Raw genomic sequence first — 17607 nt, forward strand, 5'->3', positions numbered from 1 at the left:
AAGCCGAACGGGAGTCAGGAGTCAGGGCTTCATCAGCACCTTGACCGCGCCTTCCTGCTTGCGCTGGAACATCTCGTACGCGTGCGGGGCGTCGCTCAGCGGCACGCGGTGGGTGGCGAAGTCGTCGACGCCGAGGGGGTCCTCGTCCGTCAGATACGGCAGGATGTCGTCGCTCCAGCGGCGCACATTGGCCTGCCCCATGCGGATCTGGATCTGCTTGTCGAACAGGGTGAGCAGCGGTATCGGGTCCGCCATGCCGCCGTACACGCCGGACAGGGAGATCGTGCCGCCGCGCCGCACCAGGTCGATGGCGGTGTAGAGGGCGGCGAGCCGGTCGACGCTGAAGCGTTCGGCGAACGGACCGCTCAGCTTGCGCGGCAGCATCGCCGAGGCCTGCTGGGCCAGCCGCGCGGCGGCGCTGCCGTGTGCCTCGGTGCCGACCGCGTCGATGACGGCGTCGGGGCCGCGGCCGTCGGTCTGGTCGCGGATGGCGGCGACGAGTTCCTTCTCGTCGTCGAAGCTCCTGAGGTCGTACGTCTCGACACCTCGCTCACGTGCCCGCCGCAGCCGCTCGGGGACCAGGTCCACGCCGAACACCCGCCCGGCGCCCTGCACCCGGGCGACCCGGCAGGCCATGTCGCCGATGGGGCCGAGGCCGAGTACGGCGATGCTGCCGCCCTCGGGGATCTCGGCGTAGCGGACCGCCTGCCAGGCGGTGGGCAGGACGTCGGAGAGATAGACGAACCGGTCGTCGGGCGGCCCTTCCGGGATCTTGATCGGGCCGAACTGCGCCTGGGGGACGCGCAGATACTCGGCCTGAGCACCCGGCACGGCGCCGTACAGGCGGGTGTAGCCGAACAGGGCGGCGCCCATGCCCTCGCCGGTGACCTGGGTGGTCTCGCACTGGGTCGGCAGCCCGGTCAGGCACATCCAGCAGTTGCCGCAGGCGATCTGGAAGGGCACCACGACCCGGTCGCCGGCCTGCAGGTCCGGCACCCCGGCGCCGACCTCCTCGACGATGCCCATCGGCTCGTGACCGAGGATGTCCCCCGGTGTCATGAACGGCGTCAGCACCTCGTACAAGTGCAGGTCGGAGCCGCACAGCCCGGTGGACGTGATGCGGATGACCGCGTCCGTCGGCTCCTGGATCGTCGGATCGGGCACGTTCTCCACGCGCACGTCCCGCTTGCCCTGCCAGGTCACTGCCCTCATCGCCCCGCGCTCCCTCCGTCACGTGTGCGCGTCCGCTCGTGCGGTGGCCGCCCGGGTACCCCTGCGCTCCCGCGCCGAACCGCTCGGACGGACCGGCGACACTCCCAACTGGCCGACCGGGCTGCCGGAACCGGTCAGGTATGACCTCGTATGGACTGACAGGTATGGCCTCCTATGAACGGATAAGTGCACAATCTGACTACACGGACTGGACGTACTGGGCGGACAGGGCGGGTGGCTGCGGATGACGACGGTGGGCAGGCGACGAGGGGCGCGCGCGAGACGCGCCACGACCATGGCGGGGCTGCTGGCCGCCGCGCTGACCGCTTCCCTGGCGGTCGGCTGCACGACGCCCGACGGCCCGCGCGACGACGGCCGCGGCCGGGAGCGTCCGCCGTCGCCGGGGACGAGCGAGAGCCGCGTGAACGGCGCCTCGGTGCTCGCCGTGAAGATCGACAACGTCCGCGCCGCGCGGCCCCATACGGGCCTGAACGCCGCGGACATCGTGTACGTCGAACAGGTCGAGGCCGGATTGAGCCGCCTGCTGGCGGTGTACGCGCAGAAACTGCCGGAGGTCATCGGGCCGGTGCGCAGCGCACGCGAGAGCGATCTGGAGCTACTGGGCCAGTTCAACCGGCCGACGCTCGCCTTCTCCGGTGCGCAGAGCAAGCTTCTGCCGCTGATCGACAAGGCACCCCTGCGGGCGGAGCCGCCCGAAAAGGCGACCCACGCGTACTTCCGCGGCACGGACAGGTCTTCGCCGCACAACCTCTATCTGCGGCCCGGCCGGCTGATGTCCTCCGCCCCGGGCACCTCCGTCCTGACGACCGGCTTCCGCTTCGGCGCCGCCCCCGCGGGCGGCATCCCCGAGACCTCGCGGACGGTGCGCTTCCCGGCGGCCCGGTTCACCTTCACCTGGTCCAGCAGCCAGGACCGCTGGCTGGTCGCCATGGACGGCAAGGCCGCCAGGACGACGGACGGGGAGCGGGTGGCGGCCGGCACGGTCGTCGTGCAGTACGTGAAGGTACGCAGGTCCGACTTCCACGACTCGGCCGGCAACTACACGCCGTACACCGAGACCGTGGGCGCCGGGAGGGCGGCGGTGCTGCGCGACGGGCACGTCCACCACGTCAACTGGAAGCGCCCGCAGGCCACGGACGGCACCACGTTCACGACCGACGACGGCAAGCCGATGAACTTCCAGCACGGCCAGGTGTGGGTGGTGTTCGCGAAGGCGTCCTGAGCGTTCCGTCAGCGTTGCGCGACGAGGGGTTCCGCCGGGTTGCGGAGCCCCTCGGCCGCGTCCGCGACCCGGCGGATCAGGTCGAAGAACAGCGTCTGTTCCTCGGCGGAGAGCGGGGCCAGGAAGACCTGGTTCATCCGGGCCGTACGGACGGTCAGCTTCTTGTGCGTGCGCAGCCCGTCGTCCGTCAGGCGCAGCAGGGAGCGACGGCCGTCCTGGGGGTCGCGGACCTTGTCGAGCAGCCCGCGGCGACCGAGCCGGCTGATCACCTCGGCGATCGTGGACCGGTCGAGCCCCACCCGCTCCCCCACCGTGCGCTGGTCCAGGCCCGGCTCGGCGACGAGCGCGTTGAGGACGGCGAACTGCGGGGAGGTGATCTCCTCGGAGACCATCGTGTTCCACAGCAGGTAGTGCGCCTGCTGGAGCCGCCGGGCGAGGTGCCCGGGGTGGGTGGTGAGGTCCACCGCGGCCATGTGCGCTCCCGAGGTCGAATTCGTTGGTGTACTGAACGATAACCGCACCCACCTACCCCTGTCTCCCTCCCCCACCTTCACGTGACCTGCGTCAATCCCAAGGTCTTGACGCCCGGCCGCTCCAGTGGCAGCGTGAGGGAAACCTCGCTGAAATACTCAGTGCCCTGAGTAATTGGAGAGATGGGGCTTACGGATGGACAAGGTGGTCGCCACCGCCGCTGAGGCAGTGGCCGATGTGCCCGAGGGCGCTTCGCTCGCGGTGGGCGGTTTCGGGCTGAGTGGTGTGCCGAACGTGCTCATCCAGGCCCTGTACGAGAAGGGCACCGGCTCACTGTCGGTGGTCTCCAACAACTGCGGGGCGATGGACTCCGGCCTCGCGATCCTGCTCGCGGCCGGGCGGATCGCCCGCGTGACCGGCTCCTACATCGGCGCCAACAAGGAGTTCGCCCGCCAGTACCTGGCCGGTGAGCTGGAGGTGGAGATGATCCCGCAGGGCACGCTCGCCGAGCGGCTGCGGGCGGGCGGCGCCGGGATCCCCGCGTTCTTCACGCCGGCCGGGGTGGGTACCCAGGTCGCGGACGGCGGGCTCCCTTGGCGCTACGACGGCCAGGGCGGCGTCGCGCTCGCCTCGCCGCCGAAGGAGGTGCGGGAGTTCGACGGCGTCGAGTACGTGCTGGAGCGGGGCATCCGTACCGACTTCGCGCTCGTGCGGGCGGCGAAGGGCGACCGGCACGGGAACCTGGTGTTCAACAAGTCCACCCGGAACTTCAACCCCCTCGCCGCCATGGCGGGGCGGGTGACGATCGCCGAGGTGGAGGAACTCGTCGAGCCCGGCGAGCTCGACCCGGACGCGGTGCATCTGCCGGGCATCTTCGTGCAGCGGGTCATCGCGCTCACCCCGGAGCAGGCGGCCGACAAGCAGATCGAACGGCGCACGATTTCCGCGCCCGGGGCACAAGGGACGGTGGGCTAGTCATGGCGTGGACGCGGGAAGAGATGGCCACGCGGGCCGCACACGAGCTTCAGGACGGGCAGTACGTCAACCTCGGCATCGGGCTGCCCACGCTGATCCCGAACTATCTGCCCGAGGGCGTGGAGGTGATCCTGGAGTCCGAGAACGGCATCCTCGGCACCGGCCCCTACCCCACCGACGACCAGGTCGACCCCGATCTGATCAACGCGGGCAAGGAGACCGTCACGGTGCTGCCGGGGGCGTCCTTCTTCGACTCGGCGCTGTCGTTCTCGATGATCCGGGGCGGGCACATCGATGTCGCCGTGCTGGGCGCGATGCAGGTGTCTCAGACCGGTGATCTGGCGAACTGGGCCATCCCCGGCAAGATGATCACCGGGATCGGCGGGGCGATGGACCTGGTCCACGGGGCCCGCACGGTCATCGTGGTGATGACCCATACCGCCAAGGACGGCAGCCCGAAGATCCTCACCGAGTGCGCGCTGCCGCTCACCGGCAAGGCCTGCGTGAACCGGATCATCACCGACCTCGGCGTGCTCGACGTGACGCAGGACGGGCTGCTGCTCGTCGAGACGGCGCCCGGCGTGGCCGTCGACGAGATCGTCGCCAAGACCGACGCCAAGCTGACGATCGCGGAGGGCCTGCTGTGAACCCGGTGTACATCGTCGACGCGGTCCGCACCCCGATCGGCCGCTACAACGGCGCCCTCACCTCCGTCCGCCCGGACGACCTCGGCGCCCACGCCATCCGTGAACTCCTCGCCCGGAGCCCGGAGTTGGATCCGTCCCGGATCGAGGACGTCTACTTCGGCAACGCCAACGGCGCCGGCGAGGAGAACCGCAACGTCGGCCGCATGGCCGCCCTCCTCGCCGGGCTCCCCACCTCCGTGCCCGGCGTGACCGTCAACCGCCTGTGCGCCTCCGGCCTCGAAGCGGTCGTCCAGGCGGCCCGCGCCATCGCGGTCGGGGACGCCTCCATCGCCGTGGCCGGCGGGGTCGAGTCGATGACGCGGGCGCCGTATGTGCTGCCCAAGTCGGACCGGGCGTTCCCGGCCGGGCACGCCGAGCTGTACTCCACCACCCTGGGCTGGCGGATGGTCAACCCGAGGATGGAACCGCAGTGGACCGTCCCGCTCGGCGAGAGCGCGGAACTCATCGCGGAGAAGCACAAGATCAGCCGGGAGCAGCAGGACGAGTTCGCGCTCGCCTCGCACCAGAAGGCCGCCCGCGCCCAGCAGGCGGGCCTGTTCGACGCCGAACTCGCCGCCGTCCCGATCCCGCAGCGCAAGGGCGACCCGGTCCTCTTCGCCGCCGACGAGTCCGTCCGCGCGGATGTCTCCCTGGCGGCGATGGCCAAGCTCAAGCCCTCTTTCCGCACCTTGGAGGGGACCGTCACGGCGGGCAACGCCTCCCCCCTCAACGACGGCGCCGCCGCCCTGCTGCTGGTCGACGAGGAGGGCCTGAAGGCCACCGGCCGCGAACCCCTCGCCCGGATCAGTGCCACCGGCGTGCACGCCCTCGACCCGCACTACTTCGGCCTCGCCCCCGTCGAGGCCGTCAACCGCGCCCTCGCCAAGGCCGGCCGGACCTTCGCCGACCTGGACGTCCTCGAACTCAACGAGGCCTTCGCCGCCCAGGTCCTGGGCTGCGTCGCCGAATGGCCCGAGTTCGACCCGCGGATCCTCAACCCGCAGGGCGGCGCCATCGCCCTCGGCCACCCCCTGGGCGCCTCCGGTGCCCGCCTCGCCGGCACCGTCGCCCACCAACTCGCCCGCAAGGGCGGCGGAACCGGCGTCGCCACCCTCTGCATCGGCGTCGGCCAGGGCCTCGCCCTCGTCCTGGAGCGCTAAGAACCCCCGAGGAATCCCCATGACTCTCACGCAGCACGACATCGACCAGGAGATCGCGGCCGAGCACGCCGCGTACGAGAAGCGGGTCGCCGACGGTGCCCCCGTCGAGCACCACCCGCGGCGCGACTACACGCCGTACCGCTCCTCGGTCCTGCGTCACCCCAAGCAGCCGCCCGTCGCGATCGACGTCACCAAGGACCCGGAGCTGGTGGAGCTGTCCTCCCCCGCCTTCGGTGAGCGGGACATCACCGAGATCGACAACGACCTCACCAAGCACCACAACGGCGAGCCGATCGGTGAGCGCATCACGGTCTCCGGCCGGCTGCTGGACCGTGCCGGGCGTCCGATCCGCGGCCAGCTGATCGAGATCTGGCAGGCGAACTCGGCCGGCCGCTACGCCCACCAGCGCGAGCAGCACGACGCCCCGCTGGACCCGAACTTCACGGGCGTCGGCCGCACGCTGACGGACGACAGCGGCTGCTACGAGTTCACCACCATCCAGCCGGGCCCGTACCCGTGGCGCCAGCACGTCAACGCCTGGCGGCCGGCGCACATCCACTTCTCGCTCTTCGGTACGGCGTTCACCCAGCGGCTCGTGACGCAGATGTACTTCCCGAGCGACCCGCTGTTCCCGTACGACCCGATCATCCAGTCGGTGACGGACGACGCGGCCCGCCAGCGGCTGGTCGCCACCTACGACCACAGCCTGTCGGTGCCGGAGTTCTCGATGGGCTACCACTGGGACATCGTGCTCGACGGGCCGAACGCCACCTGGCTCGAAGAAGGGCGCTGACCTGCCATGACGAAGATCGACACGAGCCGTCCGGAGACGGTGCTCCCGACCCCGTCGCACACGGTCGGGCCCTTCTACGGCCATGCCCTGCCCTTCCCCGGCGGCGGCGACATCGCCCCGGTCGGCCACCCCGACACGATCGCGCTCCAGGGGTACGTCCACGACGGCGAGGGCAACCCGCTGCCGGACGCGTTCGTGGAGCTGTGGGGCCCCGACCCGGACGGCAACCTGTCGCGGGTCGACGGCTCGATGCGGCGCGACCCGGCGAGCGGTGGCTTCCTGGGCCGCAACGGCGTGGAGTTCACCGGCTGGGGCCGGATCCAGACGGACGCGGGCGGCCACTGGAGCGCGCGGACGCTGCGGCCCGGGGCGCGCGGGCAGAGCGCGCCGTACATCAGCGTGTGCGTCTTCGCGCGCGGGCTGCTGGTGCATCTGTTCACCCGGATCTACCTGCCGGGCGACGAGGCGGCGCTCGCCGCGGATCCACTGCTCTCCCGGGTGGATCCGGCGCGACGCGGCACGCTGATCGCCGAGGAGCAGGGCAACGGCACCTACCGTTTCGACATCCGCCTTCAGGGCGAGGGCGAGACGGTCTTCCTGGAGTTCCAGTGACTTCTGCCGATTCCGACGCCGGCCTGCTCGCCCCCGGGTGGGCCCGCTCCCCCGCCGCCTCCGCGACCACCGACGGCGCCTACCTCCAGGCGCTGCTGGACGCGGAGGCCGCACTGACCCGGGTTCAGGCCCGTCTGGGTCTCGCCCCGGACGGGGCGGCCGACGCGGTGACCGATGCGGCCCACGCGGACCGCTTCGACGTACGGTCCCTCGCCGAGCGTGCGCGTGGCGGTGGCAACCCCGTCATCCCCCTGGTCGCCGACCTCACCGAAGCGGTGGGCGAGGAGCACGGCCCGTACGTGCACCGGGGCGCGACCAGCCAGGACATCCTGGACACGGCGACGATGCTGGTGGCGACCCGCACGCTCGACCTCATGCTGGCGGACCTCCACCGCGTCCAGCTGGCACTGGCCCGGCTGGCCTCCGAGCACCGGGACACCGCGCTGCCGGGACGGACGCTGACCCAACATGCCGTGCCGACGACGTTCGGGCTGAAGGCGGCCGGGTGGCGCTCGCTGGTGCTGGACGCGCGGGACCGGCTCATCGAGGTACGAGACGACCTCCCTGCCCAACTCGGCGGTGCCGCTGGGACGTTGGCGGCTTTCACGGCGTACGGCGCCCAGAACACCGTCGTCCTCACGACGGCCTTCGCCCGGGAGCTCGGCCTCGACGCGCCGCTCCTGCCCTGGCACACCCTGCGCACACCGATCGCCGATCTCGCCGGCTGCCTCGCCTTCACGGCCGGGGCACTCGGCAAGATCGCCACCGATGTCCTCACCCTCGCCCGTACCGAGATCGCCGAGCTGGCGGAGGGCAGCGGGGGCGGTTCGTCGGCCATGCCGCACAAGGCCAACCCGGTACGGTCCACGCTGGTCGCGGCCGCCGCCCGGCGAGCGCCGCAGCTCGCGGCCACGTTGTACGGCTCGATGGTCGCCGAGGACGAGCGGCCGGCCGGGGCCTGGCACGCCGAGTGGGAGCCGCTCAGGGACCTGCTCCGGCTGGTCGGCGGCGCGGCCCACGACGCCGCCGAACTGGTCGAAGGGCTGCGGGTGAACGCGGAGGCCATGCGGGAACACCTCGACCTCACCCACGGGTTGGTGGTCTCCGAGCGGTTGTCCGCCGAGCTGGCGCCGCTCCTGGGCCGGGCCCGCGCCAAGGCGCTGCTGACGGAGCTCGCGAAGCGCGCGTACTCCGAGGGGCGGTCCTTGGCCGAACTGCTCGCCGAGGAGCCGGAGTTGAAGGACGTGGACCTCGACGAGCTCACCGACCCCGCCCGTTACACCGGCTCCGCCGGAGCCCTCACCGACCGTGCTCTGGAGCGACGTTGACGAACCAAGTCCTCAACCACCGCGCCGAAGGGCCCACTTCCGCACCCCCGTTGCTGCTCGGCCCCTCGCTCGGCACCTCGTACGCCCTGTGGGACAAGGTCGCGCCCGAGCTGTCGATCACCCATCGGGTGGTCCGCTGGGATCTGCCGGGGCACGGCGGCTCGGCGGCCGATCTGATCGGGGCGGGCGCGACGGTGGGTGACCTCGCCGACCTGGTTCTCGCGCTCGCCGACTCGATCGGCGTCGAACGGTTCGCGTACGCGGGGGTGTCGCTGGGCGGTGCGGTGGGGCTGCACCTCGCCGTGCACCATCCGCAGCGGGTCTCCTCGCTGGCCGTGATCTGTTCGTCGGCGCACTTCAACGGTTCGAAGCCGTGGGAGGAGCGGGCCGCGCTGGTACGGCGGGAAGGCCTGGCCGGGTTGGCGAAGAGCGCGAACGCGCGCTGGTTCACACCCGGGTTCACCGTGCCGGAGCTGGTCGCCGACCATCAAAACGCCGATCCGGACGCATACGCCGCCTGCTGTGACGCGCTGGCCGCGTTCGATCTGCGGGACGAGCTGCCGTCCATCACCGCGCCCTCGCTGCTGATCGCCGGGCGGGACGATCCGGCGACCCCGCCCGCGCACCTGCGGGAGATCGCCGACGCCGTGCCCGGTGCCGCGCTCGTCGAGATCCCGGGGGCCTCGCACCTGGCGCCGGCCCAGTGTCCGGAGGCTGTGCTGACGGCACTGCGGGCGCACTTCGACGGAGCGGCCGGGGGCGCCAAGCGGGGCATGGAGGTGCGGCGCGAGGTGCTCGGCGACGCCCATGTCGACCGGGCACAGGCCCGGCAGACCGCGTTCACCGCGCGCTTCCAGGACTTCATCTCGCGCTACGCCTGGGGCGAGATCTGGACCGACCCGACGCTCACCCGACGCGAGCGCAGCATGATCACCCTGACGGCGCTGGTCGCGCACGGCCACTACGACGAGCTGGCCATGCATGTGCGGGCGGCCCGGCGCAACGGGCTGACGCCGGAGGAGATCGGGGCCGTACTGCTGCAGACGGCCGTGTACTGCGGGGTTCCGGCGGCGAACTCGGCGTTCGCGGCGGCCCAGCGGGTGCTGGCGGAGGAGGAGCCCGGCGGCTGAGGGTGACCCTGGTGGTCGTAGCCTCAGCAGCACCTCGCACATGCCTCCACCGCGTGCCTACGGTGGAGGCATGTCGACCGTTCTGATCACCGGCGCCACCTCCGGGCTCGGCCGCCACCTCGCCTTCGAGCTGGTCCGTGCCGGGCACGTCGTGCTGGCGCACGGGCGCGACGCCGGCCGTACGGAGAAGCTCGTCGAGGAGCTGCGGGCCGAGGGCGACGCCGAGGGATTCGTCGCGGACCTTGCCTCCCTGGACCAGGTGCGGCAGCTGGGCGCGCATGTCGCCGACGCGCGTCCCGAGCTCGACGTGCTCGTCAACAACGCGGGCGTGGGCAGCGGACCACGCGGCGCCGGGCGGGAACTGAGCGCCGACGGACACGAACTCCGCCTGGCCGTGAACTACTTGGCGCCGGTCGCCCTGACCCGCGCCCTGCTGCCCGTGCTGCGCGCGAACGCGCCCGCGCGGATCGTGAACGTCGGCTCGGCGGGCCAGGAGCCGCTCGACTTCGACGACCCCGAGCTGACCCGCGGCTACAGCGGTGTCTCGGCGTACTGCCGCAGCAAGTTCGCCCTCGCCGCCCATACGTTCACCCTCGCCGCGGAGCTGGCCGGCACCGGCATCTCGGTGAACGTCCTGCACCCGGCGACCTACATGGACACCGCCATGGTCCGCGAGGCGGGCGTCACCCCCTGGAACACGGTCGCCGACGGAGCGGCGGGCGTGCTGGCCCTGGCTACGCGGGACCTCGGTACGGGCGGCTACTTCGACGGGACGTCGCCTGCGCGGGCACACGAGGGCACGTACGACCCGGAGGTACGGGCACGGCTGGCAACAGTCACTGATCAGCTGCTCAAGCTCTGACGCGGCACTTCCATCACGGCTTCCCTAGCGGAGCGCCAGCGCCGCCTCCGCCTGCGCCACCAGCCCGTCCGCACCGCACGACTTCGCCAGCGTCAGCCCCCGCTGGAGCTCGGCCGAAGAGCGCGCCGCAATGCCGTACTCCACACGAGCGGCCGCATGTTCGTACTGGCAGGGCGAGGCCTCCAGACAAGCAACCGCCTGCTCGGCGAGACGCACCGCACGCTGCCCGGTCTCCAACGCGGCGGCGCACCGCAGGGCCTCGCCGATCGCGGTGTCGGTGCCGAAGCGCTCGGCGTGCCGGCGGGCGTCGGTGGCGAGCCGGGCGGCGCGTGCCGGGTCCACGCTCGCGAGGGCACGGGCCAGGTCGACGGCCCAGGGGGCCAGCACCGGGTTGTGGTGGCCGCGGACGGCTGCCGCCTTCCCCGCCTCCTCCAGTTCGTTGATGCCCTCCTGGGTGCGGCCGACCGCGAGGAGCAGGCGGCCGCGGACCGAGCGTGGGTCCGGCAGCACGATGGTGGACGGGTACGGCGGGGCGAAGCCGTACTGCTCGGCGATCTCCCAGGCCTCGTCGACATGGCCGCGGGCGAGCAGCGTGTCGACGAGGTTGCAGGTGGCGGACCAGTGCAGGGGCAGCCGTCGGCCGACGCGCTCGGCGAACTCCAGCGACTGACGCAGCGACGCCTCGGCCTCGCGCAGCCGGCCGCGCCTGCGGTGGCCGAGTCCGACATAGGCGTGGCCGAGGGCGAGGTGACCGCCGCGCCAGCCGGCCGACTGCCAGGTGTGCAGGGCGTCCATGTACAGGGCCTCGGCCCGGTCGAGCCGGTCCGTGTAGGCGTACGCGTTGGCCAGCATCATGATGATCTCGGGGCCCCACTCGGTGTCGGTCCAGCCGAGTCCCGGTGCGAGGCGGCCGTTGACGAGCGCGCGGTCGCACACCTCGACGACCTCCTCGGCGTTCTCGCCGCGGGCCATGGCGTCGAAGCCGCGCAGCATGAGCAGGGCGCGCTCGGAGTTGTCGCGGCCGGTGCAGGCACGGGCGAGTTCGGCGAGTCGCTCCCGGAGGTTGGGCGATGTCGCCTCACCCGCGTGGAGGCTCTCCCACATGTACTGCACGGCCTGCAGCCGCATTCTGGCGGGGCCGACCCGGTGCCGGGCGGCCTCCGCCTCGACGGTGCGGACCGCCTCCTCCAACTGGTCGTTGTGCAGCAGCGCTTGGGAGAGGCGGCAGACGGCGTCGACGCGCTCCCCGCCGTCCAGGCCGGGCAGGGCGAGCGCGGTCTGGAGGTGGTCGACGGTGGTGGCGGGGGCGGTGAGCAGGGTGGCGCAGCCGAGTTCGTACAACACGCGCGCGTGGACGTCGGGTACGGGCGGTTCCAGCAGGGCGCGCTCCAGGCAGCGGCGGGCCGCGTCGGGGGCGCCGACGGCGAGGTGTTCACGGGCCGCCTCGCGCAGCTGCTCGACGAGTTCCTCGTCGTTGTCCGGGTGGACCTCCAGGAGGTGGCGGGCGGCGACCGCGGCTCCGCGTCCGTTGTCGGTGACGACGCGGGCGGCGATGCCGTGCATGGCGGTGCGCAGGGCGTCGGGGATGGAGTTGTAGACGGCGGTGGCGATCAGTGGGTGGACGAACTGCAGGTCGCCGTCGTCGGCCTGCGGGTTGGCGGGGTCGGGCACGGTGAGGATGCGGGCGGTGCGCAGCAGTTCGGCGCACCGCCCGGCGTCCTCGGTGCTCATCTGGGCCAGCTCCGCCACGAGGTCCACGGTGATCTCGGTGCCGAGGATCACGGCCGCCCAGGCGAACCGGGTGGCCTCGACGCCGAGGCCCTCGAGCCTGGTGACGAGGCCGCCGCCGCGCGCCGCGCGGTTGAGGGCGCGCAGTTCGGCGGCCGCGGACTCGGTCGGCTCGAACTCGCTGTCCTGCACCTTGGCGAGGAGTTCGACGGTCTCGTACGGGTTGCCGCCGGTGACGGCCCAGACCTCGCGGCAGAACGGGTCGTCGGCGTACGGGCCCAGGGTGGCGCGGGTGAGGCCGGCGGTCGCGTCCGGGGTGAGGGCGCTCAGGTTGGCGACGGAGCAGCCCGCGGCGGCGATCGCGTCGAGGTGGCGGGCGCTGTCGCCGCTGACCTCACCAGGGCGGCGGGCGACCACGACCATGACGTTCTGTTCGCCGAGGCGCTCGGCGAACGCGGCGAGCCAGCGCAGGGTCTCCTGGTCGGCCCAGTGGGCGTCGTCGATCAGCAGCACGAGCGGCCAGTCGCGCCGGGCCAGCCTGCGCACGGCGGCCACCAGACCGTCGCACACGCCCTGCGGGTCGGCCTGGCGCTCGCCGGGGTCCGTGATGCCGAGGGCGGGTCCGGCGATGTCGTACCAGTCGCCGAGGTACTCGCGCGCCTCTTCCGGCATCAGCGACAGCAGGGCGGGCTGGAGCAACTGCCGTACGACGTTGAAGGGAACGGAGCTCAGGGTCTCGCTGCCGCGGGCGGACCACACCGTGCAGCCGCGGGCCTCGGCGCTGCGGCGCGTCCGCGCCAGCAGTGCGGTCTTGCCGAGTCCGGCCTCGCCCCGGAGTACCAGGAGGCTGCCCGAGGAGGACTGGTCGGCGCACAGGGTGTCGAGCGCCCGCTCGACGGCGGCGAGTTCCTCGTCGCGCTCCCACAGGGAAGCCGAGGCGGCCGGGGTGGGCCGTACCTCCGTCATCCCGCTACCTCCCCGAGTCGCCCGAACGACCTACCGACGTCGAGCGTAGCTTTCCGGCTGCCTGAGCGGAGGCCGCTCGGGGCACCTGTTGCCGCGACGGGTGACGGCGGGTGCGGGCGGGCGACGCACACGGCCCGCGACCTGCGTTCACGGACGCCGAAACCGTCAACAGGCCACGGATGTCACCGAGCCCGCCGTAGGTGCCGCCCCTCAGGCAGGCCCTGCCACGACACCCCTGACGGGGCGTAGGCAACTTACCCCTGACTGCCGACGGCCGGTGCTGCCGACGTACACCACGGTCGGGGCCCTCGCCCCGTGGCTGCTGACGTTTCTGGCGGAGCTTCAAGGGCTGTCGGCGGGTGGGGAGTTCGGTGGGGCGGTGTCGGTGACGACCGAGTTCGCCACCCGGGCGGCGCGGGCTGTACGGGTCGCGGCAGTCGTTCACCGTGGCGCTGGGGCTGCTCGGCGGAGCCGCCGGCGTTCCGGGAGGAGCGGGCGGCCGAGCGGCCGCCCCTGCGCACAGTGCCGGCCAACCTCGCGGGGACTCGCTCGGGAGCGGCCCGTTCGGCTCGTCCTGGAGTGACTCGGGGCGGATCCTCTCATCCGACTTTCACCGAGGCCTCATACGGTGGACCCATGACGCAGGTGACTCCTCCCGGCTGGTATCCCGACCCGGGCCAGAAAAGTGACGGTCCGCCCACCGAGCGCTGGTGGGACGGCAAGGCATGGACGGACCAGGTCCGGCCCGCGGGATCGGCCGACGTAGCCGACGTATGGGCTCCTCCGAAGCAATTGTCGGCCGAAGGGGACCATCCGACCTATCCGGTACATCCGGGTTATCCCGGCCAACCGCAGTCGGGCGGGCGGCGCGGCCTGCGCACCGGCATAGCCGTGGGAGTGGCGGCGGTGGTCCTCGCGAGCATAGGCGTCGGCGTGTACGCGCTGACCGCGGACGACGGCTCGGGCAGCGGCACCGCCAACTCCCAGCAGCAGGGCCCCGGCGGGCAGGGCGGCCAGGGCGGGCCCGGTGGCGGTCAGGGCGGGCCCTTCGGGGACTCCGGCGGCGGCAACGGCGGTTCCGGGGGCGGCAACGGCGGTTCCGACGGGCAGTCTCCCTCTCCCGACCAGTCCGAGGCGCCGAGGGTGGAGAGCGGTTCGGTGACCGACCCGGTCAACGGGATCAGCATCGCCATCCCGGACGGCTGGTACGGCCAGCAGATCAACTGGGGCGCGCAGGTGGCGTCGAACGAGACCTACAAGTGCCCCTCCGACACCTCCCAGACCTGCATGAAGGGCGGCGCCTACTCGGCGCCCGCGCTCGCGCTCCGCACCAAGGGCGACACAGCCGAGGAGGTCGCCAAGGCGGACATCGCGGCGAACGCCGAGGAGTCGTACGGCAAGGGATACGGGGAGATCACCTCGCACGAGGTGCTGGCCTCCAAGGCGGTGACCGTGGCCGGGCAGAAGGGCTATCTGGTCCGCTGGAAGGCGGTTACGAGCAAGGGCGCCGACGGCTATGTCCAGTCGCTCGCCTTCCCCTCGCCCGTCAGTGAGCAGCAGATCGTCGTGGTCCGCATCGGCGTCGACGCCGGGGAACAGGCGGTCGTCGACGAGATCACCAAGGGCATCAAGGTGTCCACCGGCGGCGGCAACGGCCAGGACATCTGAGCCGCTGCTGTTCTCGGACACGAAGCGGCCGGGTGGGGCGCCCCTCCGCTCAAGGGGAACCCCACCCGGCCGGGGGGTGCGCGCCGCCCCCGTCCCCACGGTGCGGCGCGGAACAGGTCACCGTCCAGTCATCCCGTGGACGGCGGCCTGAGTCTCAGGTCAGACCGAGCGCCGGCAGTACGGCGGCCCGCACGAACCGGACGATGTACTCGGGGTCGGCGTCCTCGCCCTCCAGGACGGGACGTGCCCGTAGCACGCCGAAGATCTGCGCCGGGATGTACTCCAGCGCCGGATGGTCGGCGGCGACCTCCCCCCGCTCGACCCCGCGCCGCAGGATCTCCCGCAGTGCGTCGAGCTCGGGGTCGATGAGCGCCTCGCGCAGGGCCCGCTGGAGTTCCGGGTCCTGCATGACGGCATGGCCGAGCGCCTGGAAGAGCCGGGTGTCCTTGCCCGACCACGCGCCGGCGGCCCGGGCGGCCTCGCACAGGTCGCCCGCGAGCGTGCCGGTGTCGATGCCGTCGAAGCGGGTCCGCCGGCTGGCGCGCAGGGCGGCCGCCACGAACTGCGGCTTCGTCTTCCACTGCCGGTAGAGCGTGGACTTGCTGCAGCGCGTGCTGGCGGCGACGCCCTCCATGGTGACGGAGTCGTAGCCGCACGCGCGGATCTGTTCGAGCACGGCGTCGAAGAACTCCTGCTCACGCTCGGGCGTGATCTTGGAGCGGCGCGAGGCGGCGACCGTCTCCGGTCCGTCCGCGGCCTGCGACGTCATCGGACTCTTCTCCTCACTCTGTGCGGCGGCCTCGCCGTGGGCGGGAGGCCGTGCTTCCAGTGTGTCGTACGTCTATCGAAACACCACTGTACCGGAACGCTCGCGTATCGGTACAGTGTCGTATCGGTACATGGGCGTTTCGGTACGTCGACGTATCGATGAGTTGCACCACCCAGCACCACCCACCGTCAGCGAAAGGGCCGGGGGAATGAATGGCCACACCGAGCCCGCTCGGGCGAAGACCGACGCGACAGCCCGGCCTCCGCTCGTCCGGGAGCTCCTGCTCGTCGTAGGGCTCTTCCTCGTCTACAAGTTCGGCCGGCAGCTCGCCACGGGCCACACCGCCGAGGCCTTGCGCAACGCGGACCGGGTGTGGGACCTGGAGCGAGCCGTCCGTCTGCCCGGCGAGGGCTCGGTGCAGCACCTGCTGCTGCACGGTGACACGCTCGTACACCTCGCGAACACCTACTACGCGACCGTCCACTTCCCGGCCACCGCGGCCTTCCTGATCTGGCTCTACCTGCGGCGCCCCGCGGACTACGTCTGGGCCCGCCGCGTCCTCGCCGCGGTCACCGCCGCCGCCCTGGTGGTGCATCTGACGTTCCCGCTCGCCCCGCCGCGCATGCTCGCCGCGACCGGTCTGATCGACACCGGGCAGGTCTACGGCCCCTCCGTGTACGGCTCGCCCGAGACCGACCACCTCTCCAACCAGTTCGCGGCGATGCCGTCGCTGCACTTCGGCTGGGCGCTGATGGTGGCGATCGGCCTGATCGTGGCGACCCGCTCGCGGTGGCGGTGGCTGTGGCTGCTGCACCCCCTGGCGACCCTGCTGGTCATCGTGGGCACGGCCAACCACTACTGGCTCGACGCGATCGTGGCGACGGCCATGCTCGGTGTCGCGCTCGCGGTGATCCCCCTGCCGCAGCGCACAACGACTACGGCCGGACGCGGCGCCGACAAGCTCGTCCCGGCGGCCCGGGACGAGGAAGCCGCACTCGTGGGAGCGGGCCGATGAACGCCACCCTTCTCGCCGTCGTCCTGTCCCTGTTCTCCGCCGCCGCCTACGCCTCCGCGGCCGTCACCCAGGAGCGACTGGCCTCCCGTGCCCCCGGACCGGGAACGCTGCGGCTGCTGCGCTCCGGCGCCTGGTGGGGGTCGGTCCTGCTCAACGGCTCCGGCGCGCTGCTGCACGTGGTGGCCCTCAAGTACGGTCCGCTGACCGTCGTCCAGCCGCTCGGCGCGCTCACCCTGGTGGCCGCGGTGCCGCTGGGCGCGCGCATAGCGGGGCGGCGGGTCAGCGCGGTCGAGTGGCGGGGTACGGCGCTGACGCTCGTCGGCCTGGCCGCGATCCTCGTCACGGCGTCGGGGCACGCGCCCGACGAGGTGCTGAGCACCTCCGAGGCGCTGGCGGTGGCGGCGGTGACGGTGACGCTGATCGGCATGCTGTCGCGGCCGGACGCCCGGCCGGGGCTGCGGCACGCGGCCGCGTCCGGCTTCGCCTCCGGCGTGGCCTCGGCGCTGACGCAGACCGTGACGGTGGCCTTGACCGACCACTCCGCGCCGCTGCTCAGCCTCCAGGTGGCCGGGGTGGCCCTGCTGGTCGCGGCCCTCGCGGCGAGCGGGCTGCTGCTGTCGCAGACCGCCTACCGGGGTGGCCTCGGCGCCCCGCTCGCGGTGGTGACGCTGGCGAACCCGCTGGCCGCCGCGGTGATCGGGCTCGTCCTGCTCGGCGAGCGGTTGCAGGGCGGCGCGGCCGGCATCCTGCTGGCGCTGGCCGGGGCGGGGCTGGCGTCCTGGGGCGTGGTGCTGCTCACCCGAGCGACACCCGAACCCGCCCTCCCCACCTCCGACCCGGATGTCGCGCACTCCCACGAGACCGACGACGAGCATCCCGTGGCAGCCGTACTGGCTCTGAAGCCCGAGTCGGCGGCGCAGGAACCGGCGTTGATGCCCCGGCAACCGCGGCCGGGGCACCTCACACCGCTCTGATCCGAGCGATCCGTC

At 72.3% G+C, this 17607-nt stretch carries 16 protein-coding genes and 1 pseudogene; 13 read left to right on the forward strand and 4 right to left on the reverse strand.

Features of this window, described 5'->3' with window-relative positions; translation table 11 throughout:
• Positions 1-21 precede the first annotated feature (21 nt).
• Complete coding sequence (locus tag QQM39_RS04695; protein ID WP_301995359.1) at positions 22-1212, reverse strand: zinc-dependent alcohol dehydrogenase; 1191 nt, start codon at positions 1210-1212, stop codon at positions 22-24.
• 244 nt (positions 1213-1456) lie between these two features.
• On the opposite strand from QQM39_RS04695, the gene QQM39_RS04700 reads away from it, so the two are divergent.
• The gene (locus tag QQM39_RS04700) at positions 1457-2455 is read left to right on the forward strand and encodes a DUF3048 domain-containing protein (RefSeq protein ID WP_301995360.1); all 999 of its coding nucleotides are present in this window, start codon (positions 1457-1459) and stop codon (positions 2453-2455) included.
• An 8-nt stretch (positions 2456-2463) separates the two neighbouring features.
• Here the strand turns inward: QQM39_RS04700 and QQM39_RS04705 are convergent, their stop codons facing one another.
• Positions 2464-2928 carry a MarR family winged helix-turn-helix transcriptional regulator gene (locus QQM39_RS04705; protein ID WP_301995361.1) on the reverse strand — a complete coding sequence of 155 codons (465 nt, stop codon included), beginning with the start codon at positions 2926-2928 and terminating at the stop codon, positions 2464-2466.
• 193 nt (positions 2929-3121) lie between these two features.
• Here QQM39_RS04705 and QQM39_RS04710 point away from each other — a divergent pair, with 193 nt between their 5' ends.
• The 8 genes from QQM39_RS04710 (at position 3122) to QQM39_RS04745 (ending at position 10472) form a co-directional block, all read left to right on the forward strand.
• Entirely contained in the window at positions 3122-3901 is a 780-nt protein-coding gene (locus tag QQM39_RS04710) for a CoA transferase subunit A (RefSeq protein WP_301995362.1), read from the forward strand.
• Positions 3902-3903: 2 nt separating this feature from the next.
• Positions 3904-4548 (forward strand): CoA transferase subunit B, encoded by a 645-nt coding sequence (locus QQM39_RS04715; RefSeq protein WP_301995363.1) that lies wholly within the window; start codon positions 3904-3906, stop codon positions 4546-4548.
• On the forward strand, positions 4545-5747 hold the full coding sequence (locus QQM39_RS04720; protein ID WP_301995364.1) for a thiolase family protein: 1203 nt from the start codon (positions 4545-4547) through the stop codon (positions 5745-5747). The genes QQM39_RS04715 and QQM39_RS04720 overlap by 4 nt, the downstream gene beginning before the upstream one ends.
• Positions 5748-5766: 19 nt before the next feature.
• Positions 5767-6540, forward strand: a complete 774-nt coding sequence (pcaH, locus tag QQM39_RS04725) for a protocatechuate 3,4-dioxygenase subunit beta (protein ID WP_301995365.1) — start codon at positions 5767-5769, stop codon at positions 6538-6540.
• A gap of 6 nt (positions 6541-6546) precedes the next feature.
• Positions 6547-7152, forward strand: coding sequence for a protocatechuate 3,4-dioxygenase subunit alpha (gene pcaG / locus QQM39_RS04730; RefSeq protein WP_301995366.1), 606 nt, complete (start codon positions 6547-6549; stop codon positions 7150-7152).
• A complete protein-coding gene (gene pcaB, locus QQM39_RS04735; RefSeq protein ID WP_301995367.1) occupies positions 7149-8480 on the forward strand; it encodes a 3-carboxy-cis,cis-muconate cycloisomerase in 1332 nt (443 codons plus the stop codon). Before pcaG ends, pcaB begins: the two co-directional genes overlap by 4 nt.
• On the forward strand, positions 8477-9610 hold the full coding sequence (pcaD, locus tag QQM39_RS04740; protein ID WP_301995368.1) for a 3-oxoadipate enol-lactonase: 1134 nt from the start codon (positions 8477-8479) through the stop codon (positions 9608-9610). Before pcaB ends, pcaD begins: the two co-directional genes overlap by 4 nt.
• 70 nt (positions 9611-9680) lie before the next feature.
• Positions 9681-10472: an SDR family NAD(P)-dependent oxidoreductase gene (locus QQM39_RS04745; protein WP_301995369.1), complete on the forward strand. Its 792-nt coding sequence runs from the start codon at positions 9681-9683 to the stop codon at positions 10470-10472.
• A gap of 24 nt (positions 10473-10496) precedes the next feature.
• On the opposite strand, the gene QQM39_RS04750 is transcribed toward QQM39_RS04745, so the two are convergent.
• Entirely contained in the window at positions 10497-13166 is a 2670-nt protein-coding gene (locus QQM39_RS04750; protein ID WP_301995370.1) for an AAA family ATPase, read from the reverse strand.
• Between the two features lie 277 nt (positions 13167-13443).
• Here QQM39_RS04750 and QQM39_RS04755 point away from each other — a divergent pair.
• Positions 13444-13639 (forward strand): annotated as a pseudogene (locus QQM39_RS04755) (metabolite-proton symporter); the annotation flags it as partial.
• 163 nt (positions 13640-13802) lie between these two features.
• A complete protein-coding gene (locus QQM39_RS04760; RefSeq protein WP_301995371.1) occupies positions 13803-14834 on the forward strand; it encodes a DUF2510 domain-containing protein in 1032 nt (343 codons plus the stop codon).
• A 154-nt stretch (positions 14835-14988) separates the two neighbouring features.
• Here QQM39_RS04760 and QQM39_RS04765 read toward each other — a convergent pair whose 3' ends face one another.
• Positions 14989-15603 carry a TetR/AcrR family transcriptional regulator gene (locus QQM39_RS04765; RefSeq protein ID WP_301995372.1) on the reverse strand — a complete coding sequence of 205 codons (615 nt, stop codon included), beginning with the start codon at positions 15601-15603 and terminating at the stop codon, positions 14989-14991.
• Positions 15604-15811: 208 nt separating this feature from the next.
• On the opposite strand from QQM39_RS04765, the gene QQM39_RS04770 reads away from it, so the two are divergent.
• Complete coding sequence (locus tag QQM39_RS04770; RefSeq protein WP_301995373.1) at positions 15812-16618, forward strand: phosphatase PAP2 family protein; 807 nt, start codon at positions 15812-15814, stop codon at positions 16616-16618.
• The gene (locus QQM39_RS04775) at positions 16615-17592 is read left to right on the forward strand and encodes a DMT family transporter (protein WP_301995374.1); all 978 of its coding nucleotides are present in this window, start codon (positions 16615-16617) and stop codon (positions 17590-17592) included. Before QQM39_RS04770 ends, QQM39_RS04775 begins: the two co-directional genes overlap by 4 nt.
• Positions 17593-17607 lie beyond the last annotated feature (15 nt).

Origin of the sequence: Streptomyces sp. DT2A-34 (assembly GCF_030499515.1) — a bacterium.
GTDB lineage: Bacteria > Actinomycetota > Actinomycetes > Streptomycetales > Streptomycetaceae > Streptomyces.